At 62.5% G+C, this 19,617-nt stretch carries 21 protein-coding genes; 5 read left to right on the top strand and 16 right to left on the bottom strand.

Annotation, left to right across the window (positions count from 1 at the left end):
• Positions 1-2: 2 nt before the first annotated feature.
• From RMO89_RS03505 to RMO89_RS03475, 7 genes are all read right to left on the bottom strand, one after another.
• The gene (locus RMO89_RS03505; protein WP_310531247.1) at positions 3-335 is read right to left on the bottom strand and encodes a TrbC/VirB2 family protein; all 333 of its coding nucleotides are present in this window, start codon (positions 333-335) and stop codon (positions 3-5) included.
• Positions 332-1,315, bottom strand: coding sequence for a P-type conjugative transfer ATPase TrbB (trbB, locus tag RMO89_RS03500; RefSeq protein ID WP_310531245.1), 984 nt, complete (start codon positions 1,313-1,315; stop codon positions 332-334). The genes RMO89_RS03505 and trbB overlap by 4 nt, the downstream gene beginning before the upstream one ends.
• Positions 1,316-1,718: 403 nt before the next feature.
• Positions 1,719-3,749: a hypothetical protein gene (locus tag RMO89_RS03495; protein ID WP_310531244.1), complete on the bottom strand. Its 2,031-nt coding sequence runs from the start codon at positions 3,747-3,749 to the stop codon at positions 1,719-1,721.
• Positions 3,746-4,654, bottom strand: a complete 909-nt coding sequence (locus RMO89_RS03490) for a TRAFAC clade GTPase domain-containing protein (protein ID WP_310531243.1) — start codon at positions 4,652-4,654, stop codon at positions 3,746-3,748. The genes RMO89_RS03495 and RMO89_RS03490 overlap by 4 nt, the downstream gene beginning before the upstream one ends.
• Positions 4,647-5,663, bottom strand: coding sequence for a TRAFAC clade GTPase domain-containing protein (locus RMO89_RS03485; RefSeq protein ID WP_310531241.1), 1,017 nt, complete (start codon positions 5,661-5,663; stop codon positions 4,647-4,649). Before RMO89_RS03485 ends, RMO89_RS03490 begins: the two co-directional genes overlap by 8 nt.
• Positions 5,664-5,669: 6 nt before the next feature.
• A complete protein-coding gene (locus RMO89_RS03480; protein WP_310531240.1) occupies positions 5,670-6,731 on the bottom strand; it encodes a GTPase-associated system all-helical protein GASH in 1,062 nt (353 codons plus the stop codon).
• Between the two features lie 22 nt (positions 6,732-6,753).
• Entirely contained in the window at positions 6,754-8,061 is a 1,308-nt protein-coding gene (locus RMO89_RS03475) for a metallophosphoesterase (RefSeq protein ID WP_310531239.1), read from the bottom strand.
• A gap of 440 nt (positions 8,062-8,501) precedes the next feature.
• Between RMO89_RS03475 and RMO89_RS03470 the strand changes: the two genes are divergently transcribed.
• A complete protein-coding gene (locus tag RMO89_RS03470; protein WP_310531238.1) occupies positions 8,502-8,723 on the top strand; it encodes a hypothetical protein in 222 nt (73 codons plus the stop codon).
• A 20-nt stretch (positions 8,724-8,743) separates the two neighbouring features.
• Here RMO89_RS03470 and RMO89_RS03465 read toward each other — a convergent pair whose 3' ends face one another.
• Complete coding sequence (locus RMO89_RS03465) at positions 8,744-9,124, bottom strand: ribbon-helix-helix protein, CopG family (protein WP_310531237.1); 381 nt, start codon at positions 9,122-9,124, stop codon at positions 8,744-8,746.
• Positions 9,121-11,106, bottom strand: coding sequence for a conjugal transfer protein TraG (locus RMO89_RS03460; RefSeq protein ID WP_310531236.1), 1,986 nt, complete (start codon positions 11,104-11,106; stop codon positions 9,121-9,123). The genes RMO89_RS03465 and RMO89_RS03460 overlap by 4 nt, the downstream gene beginning before the upstream one ends.
• 214 nt (positions 11,107-11,320) lie before the next feature.
• Here RMO89_RS03460 and RMO89_RS03455 point away from each other — a divergent pair, with 214 nt between their 5' ends.
• Complete coding sequence (locus RMO89_RS03455) at positions 11,321-11,518, top strand: hypothetical protein (protein ID WP_310531234.1); 198 nt, start codon at positions 11,321-11,323, stop codon at positions 11,516-11,518.
• Between the two features lie 241 nt (positions 11,519-11,759).
• On the opposite strand, the gene RMO89_RS03450 is transcribed toward RMO89_RS03455, so the two are convergent.
• The 7 genes from RMO89_RS03450 to RMO89_RS03420 form a co-directional block, all read right to left on the bottom strand.
• Positions 11,760-13,499, bottom strand: coding sequence for a DUF3363 domain-containing protein (locus tag RMO89_RS03450; RefSeq protein WP_310531411.1), 1,740 nt, complete (start codon positions 13,497-13,499; stop codon positions 11,760-11,762).
• 247 nt (positions 13,500-13,746) lie between these two features.
• A complete protein-coding gene (locus tag RMO89_RS03445) occupies positions 13,747-14,448 on the bottom strand; it encodes a lytic transglycosylase domain-containing protein (protein ID WP_310531233.1) in 702 nt (233 codons plus the stop codon).
• A gap of 3 nt (positions 14,449-14,451) precedes the next feature.
• The gene (locus tag RMO89_RS03440; protein ID WP_310531232.1) at positions 14,452-14,781 is read right to left on the bottom strand and encodes a DUF736 domain-containing protein; all 330 of its coding nucleotides are present in this window, start codon (positions 14,779-14,781) and stop codon (positions 14,452-14,454) included.
• Between the two features lie 4 nt (positions 14,782-14,785).
• Positions 14,786-15,364 carry a S26 family signal peptidase gene (locus RMO89_RS03435; RefSeq protein WP_310531229.1) on the bottom strand — a complete coding sequence of 193 codons (579 nt, stop codon included), beginning with the start codon at positions 15,362-15,364 and terminating at the stop codon, positions 14,786-14,788.
• Positions 15,361-16,050 (bottom strand): DUF2840 domain-containing protein, encoded by a 690-nt coding sequence (locus RMO89_RS03430; RefSeq protein ID WP_310531228.1) that lies wholly within the window; start codon positions 16,048-16,050, stop codon positions 15,361-15,363. Before RMO89_RS03430 ends, RMO89_RS03435 begins: the two co-directional genes overlap by 4 nt.
• Positions 16,047-16,925 carry a replication initiator protein A gene (locus RMO89_RS03425; RefSeq protein WP_310531227.1) on the bottom strand — a complete coding sequence of 293 codons (879 nt, stop codon included), beginning with the start codon at positions 16,923-16,925 and terminating at the stop codon, positions 16,047-16,049. The genes RMO89_RS03430 and RMO89_RS03425 overlap by 4 nt, the downstream gene beginning before the upstream one ends.
• Before the next feature lie 8 nt (positions 16,926-16,933).
• A complete protein-coding gene (locus RMO89_RS03420; RefSeq protein WP_310531226.1) occupies positions 16,934-17,206 on the bottom strand; it encodes a helix-turn-helix domain-containing protein in 273 nt (90 codons plus the stop codon).
• 265 nt (positions 17,207-17,471) lie between these two features.
• On the opposite strand from RMO89_RS03420, the gene RMO89_RS03415 reads away from it, so the two are divergent.
• The 3 genes from RMO89_RS03415 to RMO89_RS03405 all read left to right on the top strand — a co-directional run bounded on the left by RMO89_RS03415 (position 17,472) and on the right by RMO89_RS03405 (position 19,556).
• Positions 17,472-17,747: an HU family DNA-binding protein gene (locus tag RMO89_RS03415; protein WP_310531225.1), complete on the top strand. Its 276-nt coding sequence runs from the start codon at positions 17,472-17,474 to the stop codon at positions 17,745-17,747.
• Positions 17,748-18,045: 298 nt separating this feature from the next.
• Entirely contained in the window at positions 18,046-18,570 is a 525-nt protein-coding gene (locus RMO89_RS03410) for a hypothetical protein (protein WP_310531223.1), read from the top strand.
• A complete protein-coding gene (locus RMO89_RS03405) occupies positions 18,570-19,556 on the top strand; it encodes a CsgG/HfaB family protein (protein ID WP_310531222.1) in 987 nt (328 codons plus the stop codon). The genes RMO89_RS03410 and RMO89_RS03405 overlap by 1 nt, the downstream gene beginning before the upstream one ends.
• Positions 19,557-19,617 lie beyond the last annotated feature (61 nt).

Genomic DNA, 19,617 nt, shown 5'->3' with positions numbered 1-19,617 from the left:
CATCACACCAAGGCTCCGCCGCCGAACGAGAAGAACGACAGGAAGAAGGACGAGGCGGCAAAGGCGATCGACAGGCCGAAGACGATCTGGATAAGCCGGCGGAAACCGCCGGACGTGTCGCCGAAGGCAAGCGCCAAGCCGGTCGAGATAATGATGATGACCGCGACAATCTTGGCGACCGGGCCCTGGATGGATTCAAGGATCGACTGGAGCGGCGCTTCCCACGGCATCGACGATCCTGCAGCATGTGCCGGGGTGGCGGCTGCGAGCATCGCGCAGCCACCAAGCACGACAGATGTCATCCGGGTGCGGACACGGGAAAGAGTACGGATCATGAAAGGCCTCCTTGAGCTTCGGGGGTGATGGGAAGAATTCGGTAGTCACCGCGCTCATCGAGACCGGCGACCTGGGCGAGTTCGGCGAGCCGACGTCTGGTGCCATCGCGGACCAGCACAGCGACGACATCAATTGTCTCGGCGATCAGGGCGCGCGGAACAGTGACAACGCATTCCTGGATCAGCTGCTCCATTCGCCGCAGCGTGCCGAGTGCCGATCCGGCATGGATCGTGCCGACACCGCCGGGGTGGCCGGTGCCCCAAGCCTTCAGCAGGTCGAGCGCTTCGGGCCCTCGCACTTCGCCTATCGGGATACGGTCAGGCCGCAGGCGCAGTGCGGAGCGGACCAGGTCAGACAAGGTAGCGACGCCGTCCTTGGTTCGCAGCGACACAAGATTGGGCGCGGCACATTGCAGCTCGCGGGTGTCCTCGATCAGGACCACACGGTCATCGGTCTTGGCGACTTCAGCGAGCAGCGCATTCGTGAGCGTCGTTTTGCCGGTCGAGGTGCCGCCTGCGACAAGGATGTTCCTTCTGGCGGCTACCGCCCGGGCCAGCGCATTGGCCTGCCACTGCGCCATGATGCCAGTCGCTACGTACTGACCGAGCGTGAACACCGCGATAGCGGGCTTGCGGATGGCAAAGCTGGGAGCTGCCACCACCGGTGGCAACAAACCTTCGAAGCGCTCTCCCGTCTCGGGCAATTCGGCAGAGACCCGGGGTGCCCGCACATGAACCTCAGCCCCGACATGGTGCGCCACGAGGCGGATGATCCGCTCGCCATCGGCAGCGGACATCCCGCTCCCTGTATCGGCGATCCCTGCTCCAAGCCTATCAATCCAGAGCCGCCCGTCGGGATTGAGCATGACCTCAATAATCGAGGAGTCCTCAAGCCAGGCTGCAATCTCCGGGCCGAGCGCGGTGCGCAACATGCGTGCGCCGCGCGAGGTAGCCTGTGGCTGGAGGGGGATGACGCTCATGAATTGCCTCGTGTGAGCGGGGCAACCGACCATCGGCTGCGCACGCGAGGCAGATCAAAAGGGCATCAGATTAGGTGAAGGCAACAATCAAATAGGCGCGGCGTAGCGTGGCGAAAAGTGAGAAAGCAGCGGCGATGCTCATTGCTGATATATCACCTGTGTTCGACTGACCGGAACGGCAGCTTCTGGCGGTGGTACCGGGATAGCGGCCATTCGGTGGTTCCTAGCCAACGGGGGCTGCCTACCCAAAACCGGTCTTTCATAGAAAGAAAGTTGACCGGCGGCTCTTACCGGTAGTGGACATCGTAGCGGTTTGCAGTGCTTCTTGCCGAGCGATCGGAGATATCTGCTCAATCTATTAGGCATCAATATCGATTAGATTGATTGTCGTGCCATTTGTCCGCTATTTGAGCTTGCGGTCAATGAACATTGCACGATCCGCCCGCCATGATTCACCGCCACGTAATGCGTTGCGGACCTTTTCCAGGTAGCGGCGGCCGCGGGAGCTGTCGGCTGCCAGATCCACAAGAAGCCCCCAGAGCCTGCCGTCGTTGACGACCGCACCGAATTCAAGCGGTGGGAGATCCCGATCGATGAAGCTGTCAACAACGGCGTGTCGGAGCTTCTCGCACTGGTCCCAATCCCTCCAAATTGATCCATGCGGCAGCCTGGGCTTGGCTACGCGCCTTGCCTCCTCGGTGAGACGAGAGGAGGCCATGGCCTCATGGAGACGCTGAATGGATAGGAAGAAGAGCCTGCCCTCGGATCGGGAACGCCATCCTCTGGCCCGAGTGAAGAGGTACGCGGCGAGAAGATCCTCGCCTTGCACATCGTCTGATGTCCTGGAGCGTTCGACTGCGGTGACCCACGGATCGGTGCCGACGCTGTTTGGCACCGCATCGGGATCGAGCACCTCTGCCAGCGCGAAGAGAAGAGGCCTGTGCCACACGGCACCGGCGGCCATGCCTTTGGCCAGATCGTCGGTCTGCCGCGCGATGGCGCGTACCCACCCCATGCCGGAACGGATTCCGGTGACGTCCAGCCTGGACAGGGCAGCCACGACCGGCGCGATGCCGAAGTGCGCGACCACGGCCGCAGAGCAGTCGTCACGACCTGCATCCATGAGCGCGCCGACGATACGAGCGGCCTGATCCGGCTCTGCATTCAGAGAGGTGATCAGCCGCTGCGCATCTACCGACGCGATCTGCCAGAACGATGTTTGCTCAAGGACGTCTTGGCGGAGAGGCAGCAAGGTCGCGGCGGCCCCGGGAACCGTCTTGACAAGGTCCACTAACTCGCCGGGACTAGCTGCCAAGAATGCAGCTTCGATCGCCTCGAGAAGGGGATCGTCAACGCTGATACTCTCGGCGAGCAGCTCCGGTTTCCACCGCACTAAAGCTCTGCCGACGGTGATCGGATCAATCCCGAGCAGGTCATGGTCGGTGCGCACCTGCCCCAATGCAAAATCGAAAAGCCGCTGGTCATCCAGGCCCGGTCGAGAGAAGACCACGCGCGCAGCTGCGGCTCGTCCCATCCGGCCCTGACCCGGTCCGAGGCCCTCAAGCTTGGCAACGGCGTCGGTCAGCTTAGATGGACCGGCCTTCGGCTCCAATGCGGCGTACAGGTCTACCAGCGTGACCATTGCTACCCGGCCATTGGTCATATCCGAGCCCACGTCGCGAAGGAACTGACGCAGGCCAGATTGCTTCGGCAGCTCCAGATCATCGAGAAGCGTGTCAACCCACTCGCTGTGGTCGACCGTCGAAGCGATCACCCCGCTTGGGATCCGCGAACGGCTCGATCTTCCGGCGTCCATGAGCTGGAGGTCGAATATGTCGGCCGACGTGGACCGGTCCTCTGCCGAGAATGTGCAGAAGCGGAAGGCGCGGCGCAGGCGGGGCCATTGCTGCATCCATATCGCCAAAACGAGCTCGTCGTCTGCTGGACCGTCGCGTTCTGCGACGATCCTCTCTTTCGGCTTTCCGTAAAGCGCGCTTGCCCAAAGTCCGGCCCGCCTCAGGTCAGCCGGCGGTACCGGCGGCGGCGTCCTCGTGGTCTCGAACTCGAGGCGGACGGCGAACTCGGATAAATCCGCTCCGGAGGGGCGACGGAAGCGATTGAGCAGGTCGTCCGCCGAGCCGAGACGCGCGAGATCCGCGAAGTCGATCAGCAGCGAATGGGTCCACACGCAGCCTGGCCGGCTCATCTCGGGGGCCGGCCAAGTCTTGGCAAGGACGTACTTGCCCGACCCCGCGAGCGGATACCCAGTTAGGTAGCCGTCCGGTGGGATCCGGCTGCCGCTGCCGGAGGCGTCGCTCAGCACAAGCATCGTGCGCGCGTCGGGCTGAGGCAGCTTGAGGGACCCGTCGACAAGACGGTGGCCATCACTGTAGCCGTGAAGCGTCTGGTCGACCTTGATGCGAACAGTGCTCAATACATGAGCCATTGCAGAGGCTCAGTTAGGTCGTTCGATGCCTTCTCACCGAAAACGAGGCGGATGCGATCCGCCGGTATGCCAACCTCGCGTAGTCGATCCGCGTCGCGGCCCTTTCCGGCCTTTTGAGGGCCCCTCCCTTCGACCGGCTCGGAATTTGCGTCGTTGCCGTCATACTCGCCGCCCTGAGCGCTGACACCGTACACCCGGCTCGTCCAGCCGTCGCGGCCTGCTTCAAGATATTGTGCGAGCAAGGGAAGCTTCTCTTTCAAGAAGGCGTCCGGCGCGAGCTTCTCGCCTTCGACCTTGTCCCACGCGCTGATCATGACGACGATCTTCCGGCGTGCGGCTCCAACGGGGGCGTGCGAGATCAGTTGTAGCAGATCCACCAGCTGCACCTGGGTCGGTGCAAGGCTCGGATTCCATCCCTTGGGAAGAGTTTCGGCCTTCTGTCTGCCCGTTGCCTTGCGCTGCGCGGCGCGCTCCGCAACCCAAGCGGGCGCCTTCACCTTGTTGCCGTTCACGAAAAGTAGGATGTTCCCGTCGGCGAGGCTCTCGCCCAGAACTCGTCCGAGTTCGCGATCCTCCCACATTGCGCGGAAGTCCTCGCCGGGAGCATCCGGCATCGTGATCTGGACCACGCCCCCTTCGGCATCCTTAAGGTTCATCTTCACGGCACTGAGGCCGGTTAGACGAGTGCGGGCCTGTTCGGTTGCCTTGCGCCAGACAGCGACGATTTTTCGAAGGTAGCTGTGATCGTTCTCGCCGATCGTGTCGAAGGTGAGCACCTTGGTTACGCGCCGCTCGCCCACGAGCTCCCAGAGGGCAGCGAGGAAGGTCGTCTTGCCAGAGCCGGGCAACCCGATGACCGAGATGGAGACGTGGTCCGTCTTTGCGTCAGCCAAGATCTTCCTCCCCGGGCGTGAGGCCGTCGAAGACGCGACCGCTACTATACCGGCGACGGACGCCTTGCGGTTCGACGCTTGGCTTCAGCCAGAAGTCCAGCATCTCCGCCAATCCGGACCCACGCACGACGTTGGTGTCCTTGGGCGAGGCCGATGTGACGAAAAAATTGAAATCGCCGAAGTGGTCGGCAAAGGCGTCCTTGATGCCGTCGGCAATGGAGCGGAAGTCCTGCTCGACGCGGTCCTTCCGGGGTGATGCCTGCACTGCGTCGCCCTTGGTCAGGATAATCGCGAGACTAGGCTTGCGAGCAAATGCGCCGTTCTCGACCATGCCTTGGATGATAAGCGGTATGGCGCCCATCACGTCCGCTCGATCGCTGGGAGACGATAGTCGCCGACCATCCACGAGTACGGTGATTACGTCCGCGCGCCGGAGTTCGAACATGGCAGTCGCGTTCGCGGCTAGGTCGGAGACCTCTTCGTACTCTTCACCCGACCGGTCTGCGATCAGCAGCGATTGGAGCGCGCCTTCGCGAAGCACGTCGATGTGGTAGAACCTGACCTCACCCCGCTTGGTCCGTTCCGAATGCGGCTCGTCCCGCTCCGATGCGACCCTCGCGTCGTGACAGATGATCTCGAAACCGTGCAGCGTCGAGGACCCCGCGAACGAGACCCCGGAGATCGGGCCCAGCTGAAAGAGGTCGAACAGGCCGGCGATGACGCTCGTCTTGCCCGAATCGTGGACCCCGATCATGCCGATTACGCGGGCTGGCAGCGTCGCGAGCACGCGATCGGCGCGCCCGCTCTCAAGCGGAAGCGCGTCGGGAAGATGCACGCCGTCAAAAGTGTCAACCGGGATCCGGCCGTCGTCATTCTGCTCCTCGTCAAGTTCCTCCGGCTCCTTGCCGTAGTGGGGACACTTGGCGAGGTCGTCGTGGCCTTCGATGCACTCTCCGCCTTGGGCGATTCGGCATTCACGGTTCGCGCAGATCACCTCTGTCTCGGCCATTGCGGATCAGCGCAGCCAGAGGATTTCGCGGTAGAAAAGTTCCGCGAGTGTAATTGGAGACAGGACCGCACCGGAATCGATGCCCGTTATCGCGCTCCAGCCGGCGGTCCACCCAACTCCCGCGCCGGTCTCTTGGCGCTTTGCAAGCGCGAAGTGGATAGGCGTGGTTGCGGGTGACGACGAACGGCCCTTGAGAACCACCGCCGTCCAGTCGTCTGACACCGCGTTCACCGCATCGACGATGCTTAGCTTGCCTGTTGATTTGACGCCCGCCCGCGAGAACAGCGCTGGCACCGAGTTAGGTCCAGGATAAATCGTGGTCAGCGAAGCCAGATCCCGCGCGAACACTAACGGCTTCTGATTTGCCGGAACGTCGGCGAAAGCCTTGTTCGGCAGCCGGGCCCTCTGCCCGAACACCCAGGAAAGCATATCCAGTTCCTCGTCCGCCTTCTTTCCAGCATCGACGAGAAGCGCTGTGGACTTGTTGAATTTGGCGACGAGATCGGCGAGCGCCTGGTCCACGGCGCTAGCGATCTGATCGAAAACGCCCTGAAAGGTCGTGGGAGAATTCGGCTGAACCTCGGAGAAGTCCAGCTCATATTCGAACTTGGGAGCTTCGACTTCGACCTTGCTGAGGTCGGGGCGCCGTCGCCGGTTGGCTGCAAGGAGGGAGAGTGCGTTCTCGGCTGCCGTCACGAGGTCGATAGGCAACTGAGCCTTGCGTGCCCCTCCGCATGCGGTGGTGGTTACGACCATCGCCGCCGTCGATCTCGTCGCAAAGTAATGCATCAGTGCAGCAGCCGATAGGATCTGATCCTGCCGCTTGCCCAGCTCGATCGACGGGTCGGCTGCCGAGAACGCCTCGTGGAAGGCGCCCAGCGCATTGGCGAGATCTTCCTGCTGATGACCGCCTGCCGGTGGCTTGGTGTCGAAGGCGAGGCGCGCGAGCATCTCCTCACGCGCCTTCGTGTAGATCCCGGTGAATGCCTCAACCCCGGCCCAGCGCAGAGCCCGCTGCGCGCCGTCGGTCGAGATCTCGGAGAACAGTTTTGGAAATTCAGCGTGCATCTTAAGGTCGACTCCCGTCTTCTTATTCGCGTCCGGCGACCAGCTGTTCCAGCCGGTCGAGGAGATTACGCTCAGCGGCGCGGATCAGGGCGATGCCGTAGCGTTGCGGCTCTGGCAAGTTGATCTCCTCGTCGCTGATCAGTTCGAGTTCAAGGGCGATCTCCCGACGATCGCTCGCGTCAAGATCCCAGAAGCGGTCGACGAGATGCCGCGTCCCCATGTCGCCCATCGAAGCCTCCGCATCTGTGTCTGGGGCCACGGTCGTTGCCTCCATCATAATGGTCTCGGTCACATCAACTTCTATGACCCTGCCAACCGGCATGCCGACAGGCTCCTCCAACTCAGTGGGGAAAGCGATCGAGTGGCAGAAGACGTCCTCGTCATCGTCGTTCTTGATCGGCTGGAAGCCTTCGGGCCATGCTTGGTACTGGAACAAGTGGCTCCTCACGTCGATCCGTCGAGTGAGTCCTTCGCCTGCGACCTCGAGCTCGATTATGTTGTAGCCGGGTTCGAACTGCTTTTCAGTGTGCGACGGGTTCACGGAGCCGGCACCCCAGCGGACGGTGGTCTTGCCCTCAAGTATGCGTTGACGGTGCTTGTGGCCGAACACCTGAAACATTGCCCTGGCGTTGAGCATGTCATCGACGTCGTCACCGTCGAGCAGCCAGTCGGTGGGATGGTGGCATATCGTCAGGTTCACGACGTTTGGCGCCGGATCGATCGTCTGGAGGGGGCTGATGTACAGCGAGCCGCGGACGTCATTCTTGCCATCGCGCCCGGACAGGAGGGTGGAGGTCAAGCCATGGATACGAATCATGACTCCGGGACCGAGTTCGCGTTCCTGCTTCCAGTAAAGATGGCCTGGGTAGACTTGACAGTTCATATTCTTGGCAAATTCGTTGTAGGCCGCGTGACCTTTGAAAAGCGCCTGACCAGTATCATTGTGTCCTAGCTGCTTTTGAAGCATCCACAGCCTGTCATCCTCGTTAGGCGCGCGAAAGATCATGGCATGCGCGTTCATTGTTGGCGCGTCCTCGCACGACCTCCGGTCCACGTCGTGGTTCCCTGGGACAACCCAGATGCTGCCGCTATCGCACTGACACTTCTTCGCGAGTTCAAGTAGCCACTGCCGTGCGACGTCGTACTCTCGCGGATCGCCTTTGAACGCGATGTCGCCGCCCACCATGATCGCGTCAATCGGACCAATGGCCGTCACCCGCTTAACGAGATCGCGCTCCAGACGCGTACGGTACGGGCGGTCTCGATCGTGATCGGGATCGAGGCATTGCGGTGCATTGAAGTGGATGTCCGAAAGGTGGAGTATACGCATTGCTCTATTCTCGAGACCCCGCAGGCTATTGACTTAGGACCCTGTCGTTTAGGGGGCGCCGCCAGAATAAATCTTGCATGCTATCATATGACCGAAAGTGTCGTTTTGCCAGCTATGGAAAGACCGCTTCCACAGCTAGTGCAGGTTGGCGAGCTGTACCCAAATGGCTGCTCTGTCGTAACGATCGCGTAACCAGCAGCAAATCCCGATTTGCATCATTCGAGACAGCTTTTGAAAAGAGATGACGTATTAACTTTGGCATGAGAACAACGGCTTTTCCGAAAGTAGGTCTCTCACCGCCCGGTGAACGAAGGGCAGCTTTTGAGATGACTCTGTGAAGCGCTGAACGGCAGCAGTCAGGCTGAAGCTGTCGCTCAGTGTAATCGTCACACTCATGAATCCGACTATCGTTGACTGAGTGGGTTCGATAAGACTCTGACATGGTCGAAACCGCACAACACAGGGTGAAGGCGCTAATAGAGCGCCTCGCACCAGATCCGATTTGCAGTCACTGCATTGTTGAGCGCCTCGGACTGGATGAAATCGAGACCTCGGAGCGCTTCGCAAACGAATTGGTCGGCGTCAAAGGGTTCGAGCGCCAAATCGGTTCCTGCGCTATTTGTGGCGAGAGCAAGAAAGCCATTCGCTTCAGGAATCAGTGAGCGAAATTGCTCGCGTAGCGCTATCCGCTCATCCGCTCAGTGCCCTCCATACGTCGCGCCAGTGCTTGAACAAAGGCTTCGAAGCGTTCCTTTCCTTGTGATTGTGCAGCGGCTCCACGAGAATCTGGAAGTGGCGGATTGGCCGTAAGCCAGAACCGCACAAAAAGCCCGAGCGCCTCGTTCCCAAGCTCGACATTCTGATCCAGTAGCTCCAGGCGGCGGAACACCCGGTCAATCCGGCGGCTTAGCGCGGCTTCCATGCGCTCGGAATCATCGGGCGACAAGAATGACACAAGCGCAGCTTCGACGACCTCAGCCTGTGAAACTCGCCTTCTAATCGCCAATTCCGCCAGCTGGCCCGCGACCTCCCGTGACAGCCGGAACGTGTGTTTCGATTTCACAGCTCAATCCCGTCACCTGGATCGAGCGCTGCTTGGCGGGAGTTCGCGACCATTCGGGCGCGCAGCCGCTCAGACCGCGCCGCATCTTCGTCTGTCTCATCTCCGCTGCCGAAATCGAACTCGCCGATCGGGGCTTTCGGCGCGGGAGCGATTTCAACATGCAGGGGTAACCCCGGCTCTCTGCGAATGCCGCCGTTCGCCTCATCCCCGGCAACCGTAGCACCGCTGGCGGTCGATCGGACGGGTGTCGCGATCGGCAGCTGACTCCAATCGTCCGGCGGCAGAGCGCCCGCATGGCCAAATGCAGGATTTGGCGTTTTTCGGATGCGGCCTTGCAGGCGGGGATCGGAATAGTATCGCGCCTTCTTTGCCCGTACGGGCGGAGCTCCCGACAACATCACGATCTCGTCAGTCTCGGGCAGTTGCAAAATCTCACCCTGAGTCAGCAGCGGCCTTGAGGTTTCTGAGCGAGAGATCATGAGATGGCCCAGCCATGGCGAGAGTCGGTGGCCGGCGTAGTTCTTCATCGAGCGCTGTTCGGTCGCGGTGCCGAGCGATTCCGATACGCGCTTGGCAGTGCGCTCGTCGTTGGTCGCGAAGGCTACGCGGACATGACAGTTGTCCAGAATCGAATTGTTCGCGCCGTAAGCTCGCTCGATCTGGTTTAGTGACTGGGCGATCAGGAAGGCCTTGAGCCCATAGCCCGCCATGAACGCCAGCGCACTTTCGAAGAAGTCGAGGCGGCCTAATGCAGGAAACTCATCGAGCATCAGCAGCAACCGATGCCGGTCCCTGCCCTCCCCTAGTTCCTCGGTCAGCCGCCGGCCGATCTGGTTAAGGATCAGACGGATCAGCGGCTTGGTGCGACTGATGTCGGATGGCGGCACCACAAGGTAAAGCGTGACCGGGCTTTTGCCATCGACCAGATCAGCAATCCGCCATTCGGAGTGCCTGGTGACCTGGGCAATCACGGGGTCACGGTAGAGGCCCAGAAACGACATCGCGGTCGAGAGCACGCCTGAGCGTTCGTTCTCGGACTTGTTGAGCAGTTCGCGAGCGGCACTGGCGACCACCGGGTGCGGGCCCGCATCGCCCAGATGCGGTGTCGCCATCATTGCCTTCAGGGTGGTTTCGATGTTTCGGCCCGGGTCGGAAAGGAAAGCGGCAACACCAGCGAGCGTCTTGTCCGCTTCGGCATAGAGGACGTGGAGGATTGCTCCGACCAGCAAGGCGTGACTGGTTTTCTCCCAGTGATTGCGCTTCTCCAGACTGCCTTCTGGATCGACCAGGACATCGGCGACATTCTGGACATCGCGCACCTCCCAGATACCCCGGCGCACCTCGAGCAAAGGATTGTAGGCGGCAGATTTGAGATTGGTCGGGTCGAACAGCAGGACGCGGCTGAAGCTTGAGCGAAAACCAGCGGTCAGCCCCCAGTTTTCACCCTTGATATCATGGACGATTGCCGAGCCCGGCCACGTGAGCAGTGTAGGGATGACAAGGCCAACGCCCTTGCCTGATCGGGTCGGCGCGAAGCACAGCACGTGTTCGGGACCATCATGGCGCAGGTAATTGTTGTGGAATTTGCCCAGCACCACGCCCTTCTCGGCGAATAGCCCCGCCTTGGTAATGTCCCTGCGGGTGGCCCAATGTGCCGAACCATAGGTGTTGGAACTCCGGCTTTCCCTGCCGCGCCAGACTGACATGGCAATGGCTACCACGATCGCAGCGAACCCGCCCGAGGTGGCGATCAACCCGGCCTGGTCGAAGATATTCGGCGCGTAAGCATCGTAAGAGAACCACCACCAGAACAGATCATAGGGCCGATAGACCCGGTGGCCGAGCAGGGAGAACCACGGCGTTCCGAGTTCACTTTGAAAGCCGAGCGCAGAGGCCGTCCATTGCGTAGCGGTCCAGACACCGGCGAGGATGATAAGGGCTACTGCCAACACCTGGCCCCAAAGGATCTTCGCGGCGGACATGGCAATGCTCCTTCCGGTGTCGGAAGGCAACTCTGCGACGCCCACATGACGGGGCAAGCTTCAACAACCTGCAGTCGCGGCCTGGCGAACGATCGGATGGGATGGCGAAATTCGCAAGGATGCAGTGCTGCAACGCGCCATGGCTTGAAGAACATATACAGAACGAATATCGCTGTACTCCTGCCGATTCGGCATCAGCACAGGAACCAAGAACATGTGGCACGATGTGGCGCTGCGCGACGCCGCGCGCGCGATCTATGAGAGCGTCTACCTGGGCGATGATTGGACCACTGTCCCGTTCGATGAAGCCGAACGGTTTGGGACAATCCATTACCGCAATGCCGTTGATGCTGCGCAGCGGGCGCAAGCCTGTCTGAATGGCGATGCCACGCTGCAGTTCGTGTTGATCTGACAGCTGTTAAAATCCGGATCACCGACGCAGAACTTGCCCGTTGCATAGCGATCGGGCTTGCCGTCACGGGTAAGCATCGACGGAGCAAAAATGCCGAAGTGACGTCACAATACACTCCGCTGTTACCTGACGATTTTGGCGTAACGCGCGGCGCTGAGATGTTCGCGGAGCAACACGCCGACCGCAAACTCGGCACAGCGATTTCAACTGGCCGATCGAGATCGAACGGGAGGGCTGAAGGTTAGATCCCGATCCCCCGCGATCGGCCCAGCGTCCAATCGATACCGCCGCCTGCCTTGAGGGTGCCGGTCACATGCTGGCCGAGATGTTTGTCGAGCTGCGGCCGCCAGGGCACGAGTTCAAATCCCATTCCGTCATCGATCATGGCAAACCGGCCCGAGGCCAGTTGCAGGCGTTGCCTGTAAGTGCCCGATACGGTTTCGCCTTCCGCGCTTGGCCGGTGCTGCATACCCGTGCGCGCGGTGATGGCGGCGCTGGCATCTGCCAATTCCCGCGAGCGTAGTGTGTTCAAGACGTCCCTTGCCATGACGATGCGCCCGGAGCTGCGCGAAGCCAGCCCCTCGGTCACCAGGTGCTCGGCCCGGGCGAGTTTGGCTCGTTCAATCTCCGCCCCGAACCCGCCTCCGGACTGGACCGGCTCAGAAGATATCAGCTGCCGATCGAGCCAAGTGCTCCCGCGCGCGGTGACCTGCTGGGCAAGCGTCAGGTCCGACTGGACCAGGAGGGAGTGGCCTTGCCTTCCCCGCCGGTCGGTCCAGGACCGCAAGTTCACGATTGCGCCAGGTGCGGCATCGCCTGTCTGCTCAAGATCGGCGAAGCGGAGATGGTGGACGCGCCCGTCTGCGCCATCGACTACCGCATAGGCCGCGCCGGTCAGCTCGTCATGCAGGCCGCGTTCCACCAGGCGGCCGATAATGGGTTCGCTGGCAGCGCCGTCATGCATCGCGAACCGCCCGGTGTCCGCTTGATAGCCGCGGTGGGTCATGGCCCGATGCATGGTCTTGATCACGTCGCCGCGAACACCGATTTGTCGCAGTGTGGGCTCAAGGTCTGACTTGAGTGTCCAGCAACCGGGCGCAATGCCTGTCGCCAATCCCAGACGCTCGAGCTTGCCCGCCCGTCCAATCAGGTGGCGTTCCATTGGTGGGTGCGGAATTCGTGAATCTGGCCGGAGGTCAATGACGCCGCCGAGTGCATCGGCCATGCGCTGCAGCCGCCGGTCAAGGCTGGTCCAGCGGTCGGCTTCGACCTCACGCGCCAAGGCTCGGTCGATCTCGCGTTCGCTGCGCGGTCCCAGTTCCATGGTGACCCGCTCCTCGGCGCGGCCACGCATGCCCTCCCGGATATAGTCCTTGTCGATTACCAGATCGCGGCCGTCGTCGGCGCGCCCACGCATCAGGATATGGATGTGCGGATTGTCGGTGTTCCAGTGGTCGACCGCGACCCAATCGAGCCGGGTGCCGAGATCTGCTTCCATATCGGCCACCAGTTCGCGGGTGAAGGCCCGGACATCGGCGAGCTCGCCCGCATCTTCTGGTGACACGATGAAACGGAAGTGATGGCGGTCATGGGCGCAGCGCTCCGCGAAAGCCTTACCATCGAGTGGACCCTCCGCGTTTCCGAAGAGCTCGGCATCTTTTCCGTCCCGGGTAACGCCCTCGCGCCCCAGATACGTGATGTGCCGCGAAAGCGGTGCAGCTGAAAAGCGGGTGCCGACGTGCCGGACCACCCGTGCCTTGACTAGCACGCGGCGCTGGCCAGGCTGACCCCGGATTCGCAGCGCGGCGCTTCGTCCGCGGGCATTGTGTCCAGTTCCGCGGCGAGCTTGTCCGGGAATGCCGACGCGCCCGGCCTTGTTGGACAGGGCGCGGACTTGCGCGGCAAGAGACTTAGGCTTGGCCGTGCGGCTGCCCCGATCCCTGACCCGTCCCGGTCTGACCTTGAAGTCGTCGTCGCTCACGGAACCTGGGGGCGGCGAGAAGGCGACGGCGCGGAAAATGGCAGAAAAGCGACGATTTGGGGAAAGTCTGCCAGCAGGGCAGACAGGTGGCTGGCGCTGAAAGCCCAGCAATTCCAATAGCCTCCACCCCACCCGGCGGCGCTGCTTTTATCTTGCCATCCTCCTGAGCCTTCCCCTCTTGCAGCCGACCTTCCGCACAATCCTGCGCCAGACTGCGCCATCACGCGCCAGAAGGGCAAAAGATCGATCATTGCGAGCGGCTCCCCGAAACGGGCGCGAAGAGGCCGTTCAAGGGGACAGACGAAGCGGGAATGGAGGTCGGCGGCGCGGCGGCGGCGAAGCTGCCGGATGCGTTCGCCACTGCAGCTCCGCGCACGGCGAAAAGCTGGCCCTGTGTCCAGGATGGGCGAACTGGTTGCATTTGCGATGCGCTGGCAACGACCGTTGCCGCGCTGCCTGCCTGCAACATCGGTGCAATCTTGGCGACATAGGCGCGGGTTTCAGCGGGAAGCTGACGGCCTTTGTCCCGCCAGTCTTCATACCGGCCCGGCCCCGCGTTGTACGCAGCCAGGAAGCCTGGCGCGCCGTAGCTGTCATACATTTGACGAAGGTATGACGTCCCCGCCATGATGTTATCGCGTGGGTCGAACGGGTCAGGCCCTAGCCCGAACCGGGTGCGCTGGCGCGCCCAGGTTCCGGGCATGAGCTGCATCAGGCCCATCGCTCCTGCGGACGAGACCGCGCCGATCCGGCCTGCACTTTCAGTGCGCATCACTGCGTAGATCCAATGCTCGGGCAGGCCGAAGCGCTGCGCAGCCTCGGCGACGTGCGAAGCAATGTCGACGACGCGTTGATGCGCCTGTTCGGCAGCGTCCTGCGCAGACGCAGGCAAAGCGCCGCACAGGGCGAGCGCAGCACAAGCGATGCGGAGCGAGCAGTTCCAGCGCATGTCTCAGTCGCCCTTTTCGCGGCGCGATGGGCGCGACCAGACCAGAACGTGTCCATTGGCATCGCCCTTGAACAGGTAAGCCCGCAGCGGCGACGCGAACGACGGATCGTCGATGAGAATGCTGACATAATCACCTGCCTTCTCTCCTACATGCTTCCAGCCTGCGCCAACTTCGCGCGCCACATCGCCATCGCCGGCGATGATGCGGAAGTCCGGTGCGTTCTCGCCGCCCGGCGAATCTGCCGGAACGAGGGCGAGATGGATGTCGAGCGTCAGCGTGTGCAGGTGTCCGGCAAAGCCACCATCTGCAGCAACAAACGTTCCAATGCGCATGGGTTCAGTCTCCTTGGGTTTTGATTGGGGAAGTGTCGGAGCCGCGCGGATCGGCGAACCACTGATGGTCGCCATTGCCCCCTTCATCGGTCCAGATCGGCACCGCGCGGCCGATCACATCGGCATCACGCAGCACGCCGAAATAGCGGCCGTCGAAGCTGCCGGGTGCTGCCGGGTTCATCACGAAGAGCTCCCCGGTGCCCAGCACACGGCAGCCCGCCCAGACCGGAAGCGAGCGGCCGAGACTGTCGCGTGCAAGCACCGCGCCGACGTATTGGCCGTCGATGGTGATGCCATTTGCAATGCGGCAGACCCGCTGGCCCTGGACAGCTGCGATGCGTTTCAACAGCGGAACGCCCGCCGGAAGATAGCGCCGCTCGGCGAGCAGGTGCCGCAGGTCTGGCGGAGGCAGAAGCGCAACGCGTTCGCCGACGTGCAGGCTTGCCCTGCCGCGGATGGCATAAAGCCCGGTCGGAACGGAGGCTGTCGTATTCCACACTGCGTAACGCGAGATCGGAACGGTCAGCGTCGCGATTGTCGCGGCCACCACAACGCCAGCCAGGATGGAGAACCGCCGCGTCATGAGAGCAGCGCCTTGCGCTGGAGCCATGCACGATGGCGGACGGGACTGTAGTCGCGCGGCACTTCGCGCCCGGCAAGCCGGTTGTGGATATGCCGCCAATGATCAGGCGCAACATCGCACGGGTCGATGCCCGACGCCTCAATTGCATCGATCAGGCGGAAGACCTGCGCAACCTTTGGCCAGCCATGAACGCTGAGCAGCAGGTCGCCGCCGGGATCGACTTGCGGCACAGGGATGCAAGGTTCAGTCACATTGACGGCACGGACGATGTCGAGTGTCGAACGGATGGTGCCATAATCATTGGACGCCCAGCGCACCAGGCCGAACACCTGGCCTGCCGCATAGCTCTCGATGCGCTGCCGGCGATTAATGATGCGCGCTACAACTGGCCTGCCAAATTTGAGCCAGTCCTGGTGGCTGTTCTCGCGCCAGATGAGCGTGACATGGGTCAGCCCGGGGTCATCGCTGACCCTCGTTTCGGCAGGCCGGCGCGGCGGCGGACCGCCGTCTGTCCACAGGCGATCTGACGTTAGCAAGAATCCGAAGGATTCTTTGTTAGCTAAGTTAAGGGCGCGATTTCCCGTTAAATTAAATGGACTTAAGTGGCATTTCGGTTCCTGATAGTCCGAACTTCCGGTTCCTGATAGTCCGAGCGGCGCGGTTCCTGATAGTCCGAGTCCAATCATGACATATCCACAGCAGGCAGGCCGACGCGCCGCATTGCTGCGTCGAAGGAATCCACGGGGAGCGCGGCGAAGCTCAGCCGCTCGCGGCCAAGCGCATGTTCGATGGTGAGCTGGTATCCGGGCAGCGCCTGGCGCCGCACGATGTCGCGAAGCTCGAACGCGAAGCGCTTGGGCGGTGAAAGCGCGCCGGACTTCATGTGGAGGTGCTGGAAGTCGAAGCTCCAGCCCCCGTGCTGCTTGCCGCCGTGCTTGCGCACCAGGCGGTAGAGCCAGCGCTCGAGCCCGCCGGTCAGCGCGAAATAGGCGGGGTCGATCGTCAGCACGAGCGCCTGGTCGATGACGCCTTCGTAGAACCAGTCCGGCACGATCATCTCGATCCCCAGCGCCCGGCCGGAACCGTCGAGGCGCTCCTTCCACTCGTTGATCCACGAGAAGCGGTGCCGCCGCCGGCTTGCGAGCTGGCGGATCGAGGTTGCAATCGTCGTCGACTGCAGCCGGTCAAGCCCGGCCTTCAGCCGCTCGTAACTCGCTTTGCCAGTGCCGCGCCGCGTGAAGGCCAGGATCTCATGAGGCGTGGCGGCGATCAGCCGCGAGGTCGGGCGGCCCATGTCGCGCGCTTCGACGATCTGGCTTGCAGCCCAGATAAGGACGTCGGCGTCCCAGATGGTCGCCATGCCATGCTCGGCGGTCGCCTCGACGAGGATCGAAACCTCGCCCATCCGGAAGTCGATCGGGCGCACCCGCTTCGACTTGGCAAGGCTGAAGAACGGCCAGGCCATCAGGTCCTGGGCGTCGCGGGCGGCGATATTGCATCCCGCGCCCACGAACAGGTCAAGCTGCGTGAGGCGCGCTGGGAAGGAGGGCAAGCGGCGCATGTCTGCCCTCAGCGCCGCACCGGCGGGGTATAGCCGTCGAGCCGCTTGGCGGGGTGGACGATGCCCTGGCCCGGATCGCTGGTCGAACGGCGCAGGCCCTGTTCGGCCCAGGCATCGAGGTCGGTGAGCGAGTAGACGATCCGCCCACCCAGTTTTCGGTAGACGGGGCCGGTACCGAAGCAGCGGTGCTTCTCAAGCGTGCGGGCGGAGAGGCCCAGATGCACGGCAGCATCGGGCGTCCGCAAGAAACGGGCGGTGACTGGGGTCGGTCTGGCATCCATGGCGTGTGCTCCATCGCGGCTGCGCACCTGCCGGAATGGACAGGCGGCGTGCGGCAGGTTTCGCGCAAGTTTGTCGGCGACAGGGAGCGGCTGAATTGCGGACATGAAAATGTCGCACCCCATGCGGTGTGCGTTCCGGCCATCCCCCCATTTTGGCCGGATGGTGGGAGGTTCAGACTGCTGTGGACGAAGCGCGAATGGCGGCTGACCGGAGATCAGGACATGGCTATGTCCGGCCCTCCACAAGAGTCAGGAACCCAATCACATGAACACCAATGACATTGCCGACTGTGTTGCCGAAGCCGCTGGCCTGTCGAAGGCTGATGCGCGCAAGGCCGTCGACGGCGTCTTCGCCGCGATCACCGACGCAGCTGCCAAGGGCGACGAAGTATCGATCAACGGTTTCGGCAAGTTCAAGGTCAAGGATAGCCCGGAACGCGAAGGCCGCAATCCTGCAACCGGCGCGGCGATGACCATTGCCGCTTCGAAGAAGCTTGGCTTTACGGTTGCCAAGGCCGTCAAGGACCGCCTGAACGGCTGATAGCCGCCTGAATGCCTGCCTTCTGCCGCCAACCGGCGGCAGAAGGCAGGCTCTTTGGGGCAGATTCTACCTGGCTCAATGGAATTGAATATCGCAGGATAGCCCGGTCCGAAACCGATCCCGTTTCCAGCAACGGGCCCTGATCTGGAAATCGGTCTCCGCCGATTTTGCGCCATGATCTGTCAAGGTACGCCGCAGTTTCCTGGGCGCAAAGGCCTGTTGCCGCTCCCCAATCGGTGTGTCTCTTATCCGTCCCCTGAAAGCCCGGCGCGTCGCCGGCTCAAGGGGACAAGCCTCGATGAACACGAAGATCCTGACTGCCGCCGCCGCAGTCCTTCTTTCCGCCGCGCCGGCCCAGGCCAACAATCTCGGCGAGAACGGAGCCTGGCAGTTCCGCACCGGTGCCGATCTTGCCAATGCGGCCGCGGCGCTCGAAGTCATGGAGCGCAAGCGCGCAGGCGGCTACTCAGCGCCCTCCTTCACGACCAATGTAGCCCGCCAGTTCAACTGCGGTGTCAGCGCAAGCGCGCTGGGCAATTCGGGAAGCCAAACGGCCCTTGCCAATTCTCCGACAGTGGCAGGGGCAAACGCTACCTCCCAGGCCAATGCCAGCGACACCGCTGTCGATGGTGAGGACGCCGGGCGAAGCAGCACGGCTCAGAGCAATTCCGGCGCGGTGACGTCAGGCGTCAATGGCGGCACCCATACCGCGATCACTGGCAGCAGCGCGCCCCAGGCCCTCAATTCATCGCAGTCCAACGGCGGGACGCAGTCGGCCGGGGTAACGGGCTCGACTGCGTGCACCTTCGGAGTGCTCAACTGATGCGGGCCGTCATGGCCGCGCAGCCAGCAGGCAGCCGCAAGCACAAAGCAATCCTTCAGGCCCTGCCGCTGCTCTGTCTCGCCGTCTCAGGTTGTTCGCTTCCGGGTGGTATCCGCCTTGCAACCGGCGAAGCGAAGATCCTCGTTGGTCCGCCGGTTCGCGACAACCGCACACCGATGGACCCTGCTCTCGCATGTCTCGCCGAGCGAGCCTCGGGCAGTCACGCGCGGGTGCCCGTCATCGCCGTCGGCGACGTGCGCGACTTCACCGGCAAGTTTTCCGTCGGCGAAGGCAATGCCGTCACGCAAGGCGGCGCGCTCATGGTCGCCTCCGCGCTCGGCAAGCTTGGCGGTGCGGTTCGGATCGCAGAGCGCTTCGATCCCGCCATCGGCGAGCGGGAGCTGGGCTATTCCGACCGCCGCCAACTGGGTGACGGGCGGCAGCATGTTCTCGGCGGGGCCGGCGCGCAAGCGCCGGTGCCGTGGCTACCCTATTACGGCGGCAGCATCACGGCGTCCGACTTCTTCATTGTCGGCGGCATTACCGAGGTCAATTACGACATCCGCTCGGGCGGCGTCGAAGCCCGGGTCAACTCTGCGGGGCCAAAGCATCGGACCTATACCCAGTCTGTCGCCGTCGACCTGAGGCTGGTCGACACCCGCTCGCTGCTTGTCGTGCGCACGATCAGCCTGACCAAGCAGTTTACCGGCTACGAGTCCGGGTTTGGCGTCTTCCGCTTCTTCGGCTCGGACCTTTTCGACATCGGGCTTGGCGCAAAAGGCCAGGAGCCGCTGCAGCTCGGCATTCGCACGGCGCTCGAGGAGGGTGTCCTGCGCCTCGCCGGAACCGCGATCGGGATCGATCCGGGCGAATGCCTGAGCAAGGCCGGGTGGATTTCTGAAGTGCTGTCAACCTCAAGTCCACTGGAGGTTCGCAAGGTCTCCGATCCACAGATTGCCAAGCGTCGCAAACCATCCGGCGAGTGACGTGACCCGATAAATTCGTGTGCCCCCCAACCTCCCCAAAAAAACCCAAGGAGTTCTGAAT

The sequence above is a fragment of the Novosphingobium sp. genome, from assembly GCF_031424035.1.
Taxonomy (GTDB): Bacteria; Pseudomonadota; Alphaproteobacteria; order Sphingomonadales; family Sphingomonadaceae; genus Novosphingobium.
Note: the sequence above shows the minus strand (reverse complement) of the source record. Positions and strands in the feature narration are given on the sequence as shown.

Bases quoted from the DNA above. Each gene is read 5' to 3' on its own strand.
- RMO89_RS03505 (WP_310531247.1), bottom strand. From the start codon at position 335: ATGATCCGTACTCTTTCCCGTGTCCGCACCCGGATGACATCTGTCGTG.
- trbB (WP_310531245.1), bottom strand. From the start codon at position 1,315: ATGAGCGTCATCCCCCTCCAGCCACAGGCTACCTCGCGCGGCGCACGC.
- RMO89_RS03485 (WP_310531241.1), bottom strand. From the start codon at position 5,663: ATGGCCGAGACAGAGGTGATCTGCGCGAACCGTGAATGCCGAATCGCC.
- RMO89_RS03480 (WP_310531240.1), bottom strand. From the start codon at position 6,731: ATGCACGCTGAATTTCCAAAACTGTTCTCCGAGATCTCGACCGACGGC.
- RMO89_RS03475 (WP_310531239.1), bottom strand. From the start codon at position 8,061: ATGCGTATACTCCACCTTTCGGACATCCACTTCAATGCACCGCAATGC.
- RMO89_RS03470 (WP_310531238.1), top strand. From the start codon at position 8,502: ATGGTCGAAACCGCACAACACAGGGTGAAGGCGCTAATAGAGCGCCTC.
- RMO89_RS03460 (WP_310531236.1), bottom strand. From the start codon at position 11,106: ATGTCCGCCGCGAAGATCCTTTGGGGCCAGGTGTTGGCAGTAGCCCTT.
- RMO89_RS03455 (WP_310531234.1), top strand. From the start codon at position 11,321: ATGTGGCACGATGTGGCGCTGCGCGACGCCGCGCGCGCGATCTATGAG.
- RMO89_RS03445 (WP_310531233.1), bottom strand. From the start codon at position 14,448: ATGCGCTGGAACTGCTCGCTCCGCATCGCTTGTGCTGCGCTCGCCCTG.
- RMO89_RS03440 (WP_310531232.1), bottom strand. From the start codon at position 14,781: ATGCGCATTGGAACGTTTGTTGCTGCAGATGGTGGCTTTGCCGGACAC.
- RMO89_RS03435 (WP_310531229.1), bottom strand. From the start codon at position 15,364: ATGACGCGGCGGTTCTCCATCCTGGCTGGCGTTGTGGTGGCCGCGACA.
- RMO89_RS03430 (WP_310531228.1), bottom strand. From the start codon at position 16,050: ATGATTGGACTCGGACTATCAGGAACCGCGCCGCTCGGACTATCAGGA.
- RMO89_RS03425 (WP_310531227.1), bottom strand. From the start codon at position 16,925: ATGCGCCGCTTGCCCTCCTTCCCAGCGCGCCTCACGCAGCTTGACCTG.
- RMO89_RS03420 (WP_310531226.1), bottom strand. From the start codon at position 17,206: ATGGATGCCAGACCGACCCCAGTCACCGCCCGTTTCTTGCGGACGCCC.
- RMO89_RS03415 (WP_310531225.1), top strand. From the start codon at position 17,472: ATGAACACCAATGACATTGCCGACTGTGTTGCCGAAGCCGCTGGCCTG.
- RMO89_RS03410 (WP_310531223.1), top strand. From the start codon at position 18,046: ATGAACACGAAGATCCTGACTGCCGCCGCCGCAGTCCTTCTTTCCGCC.
- RMO89_RS03405 (WP_310531222.1), top strand. From the start codon at position 18,570: ATGCGGGCCGTCATGGCCGCGCAGCCAGCAGGCAGCCGCAAGCACAAA.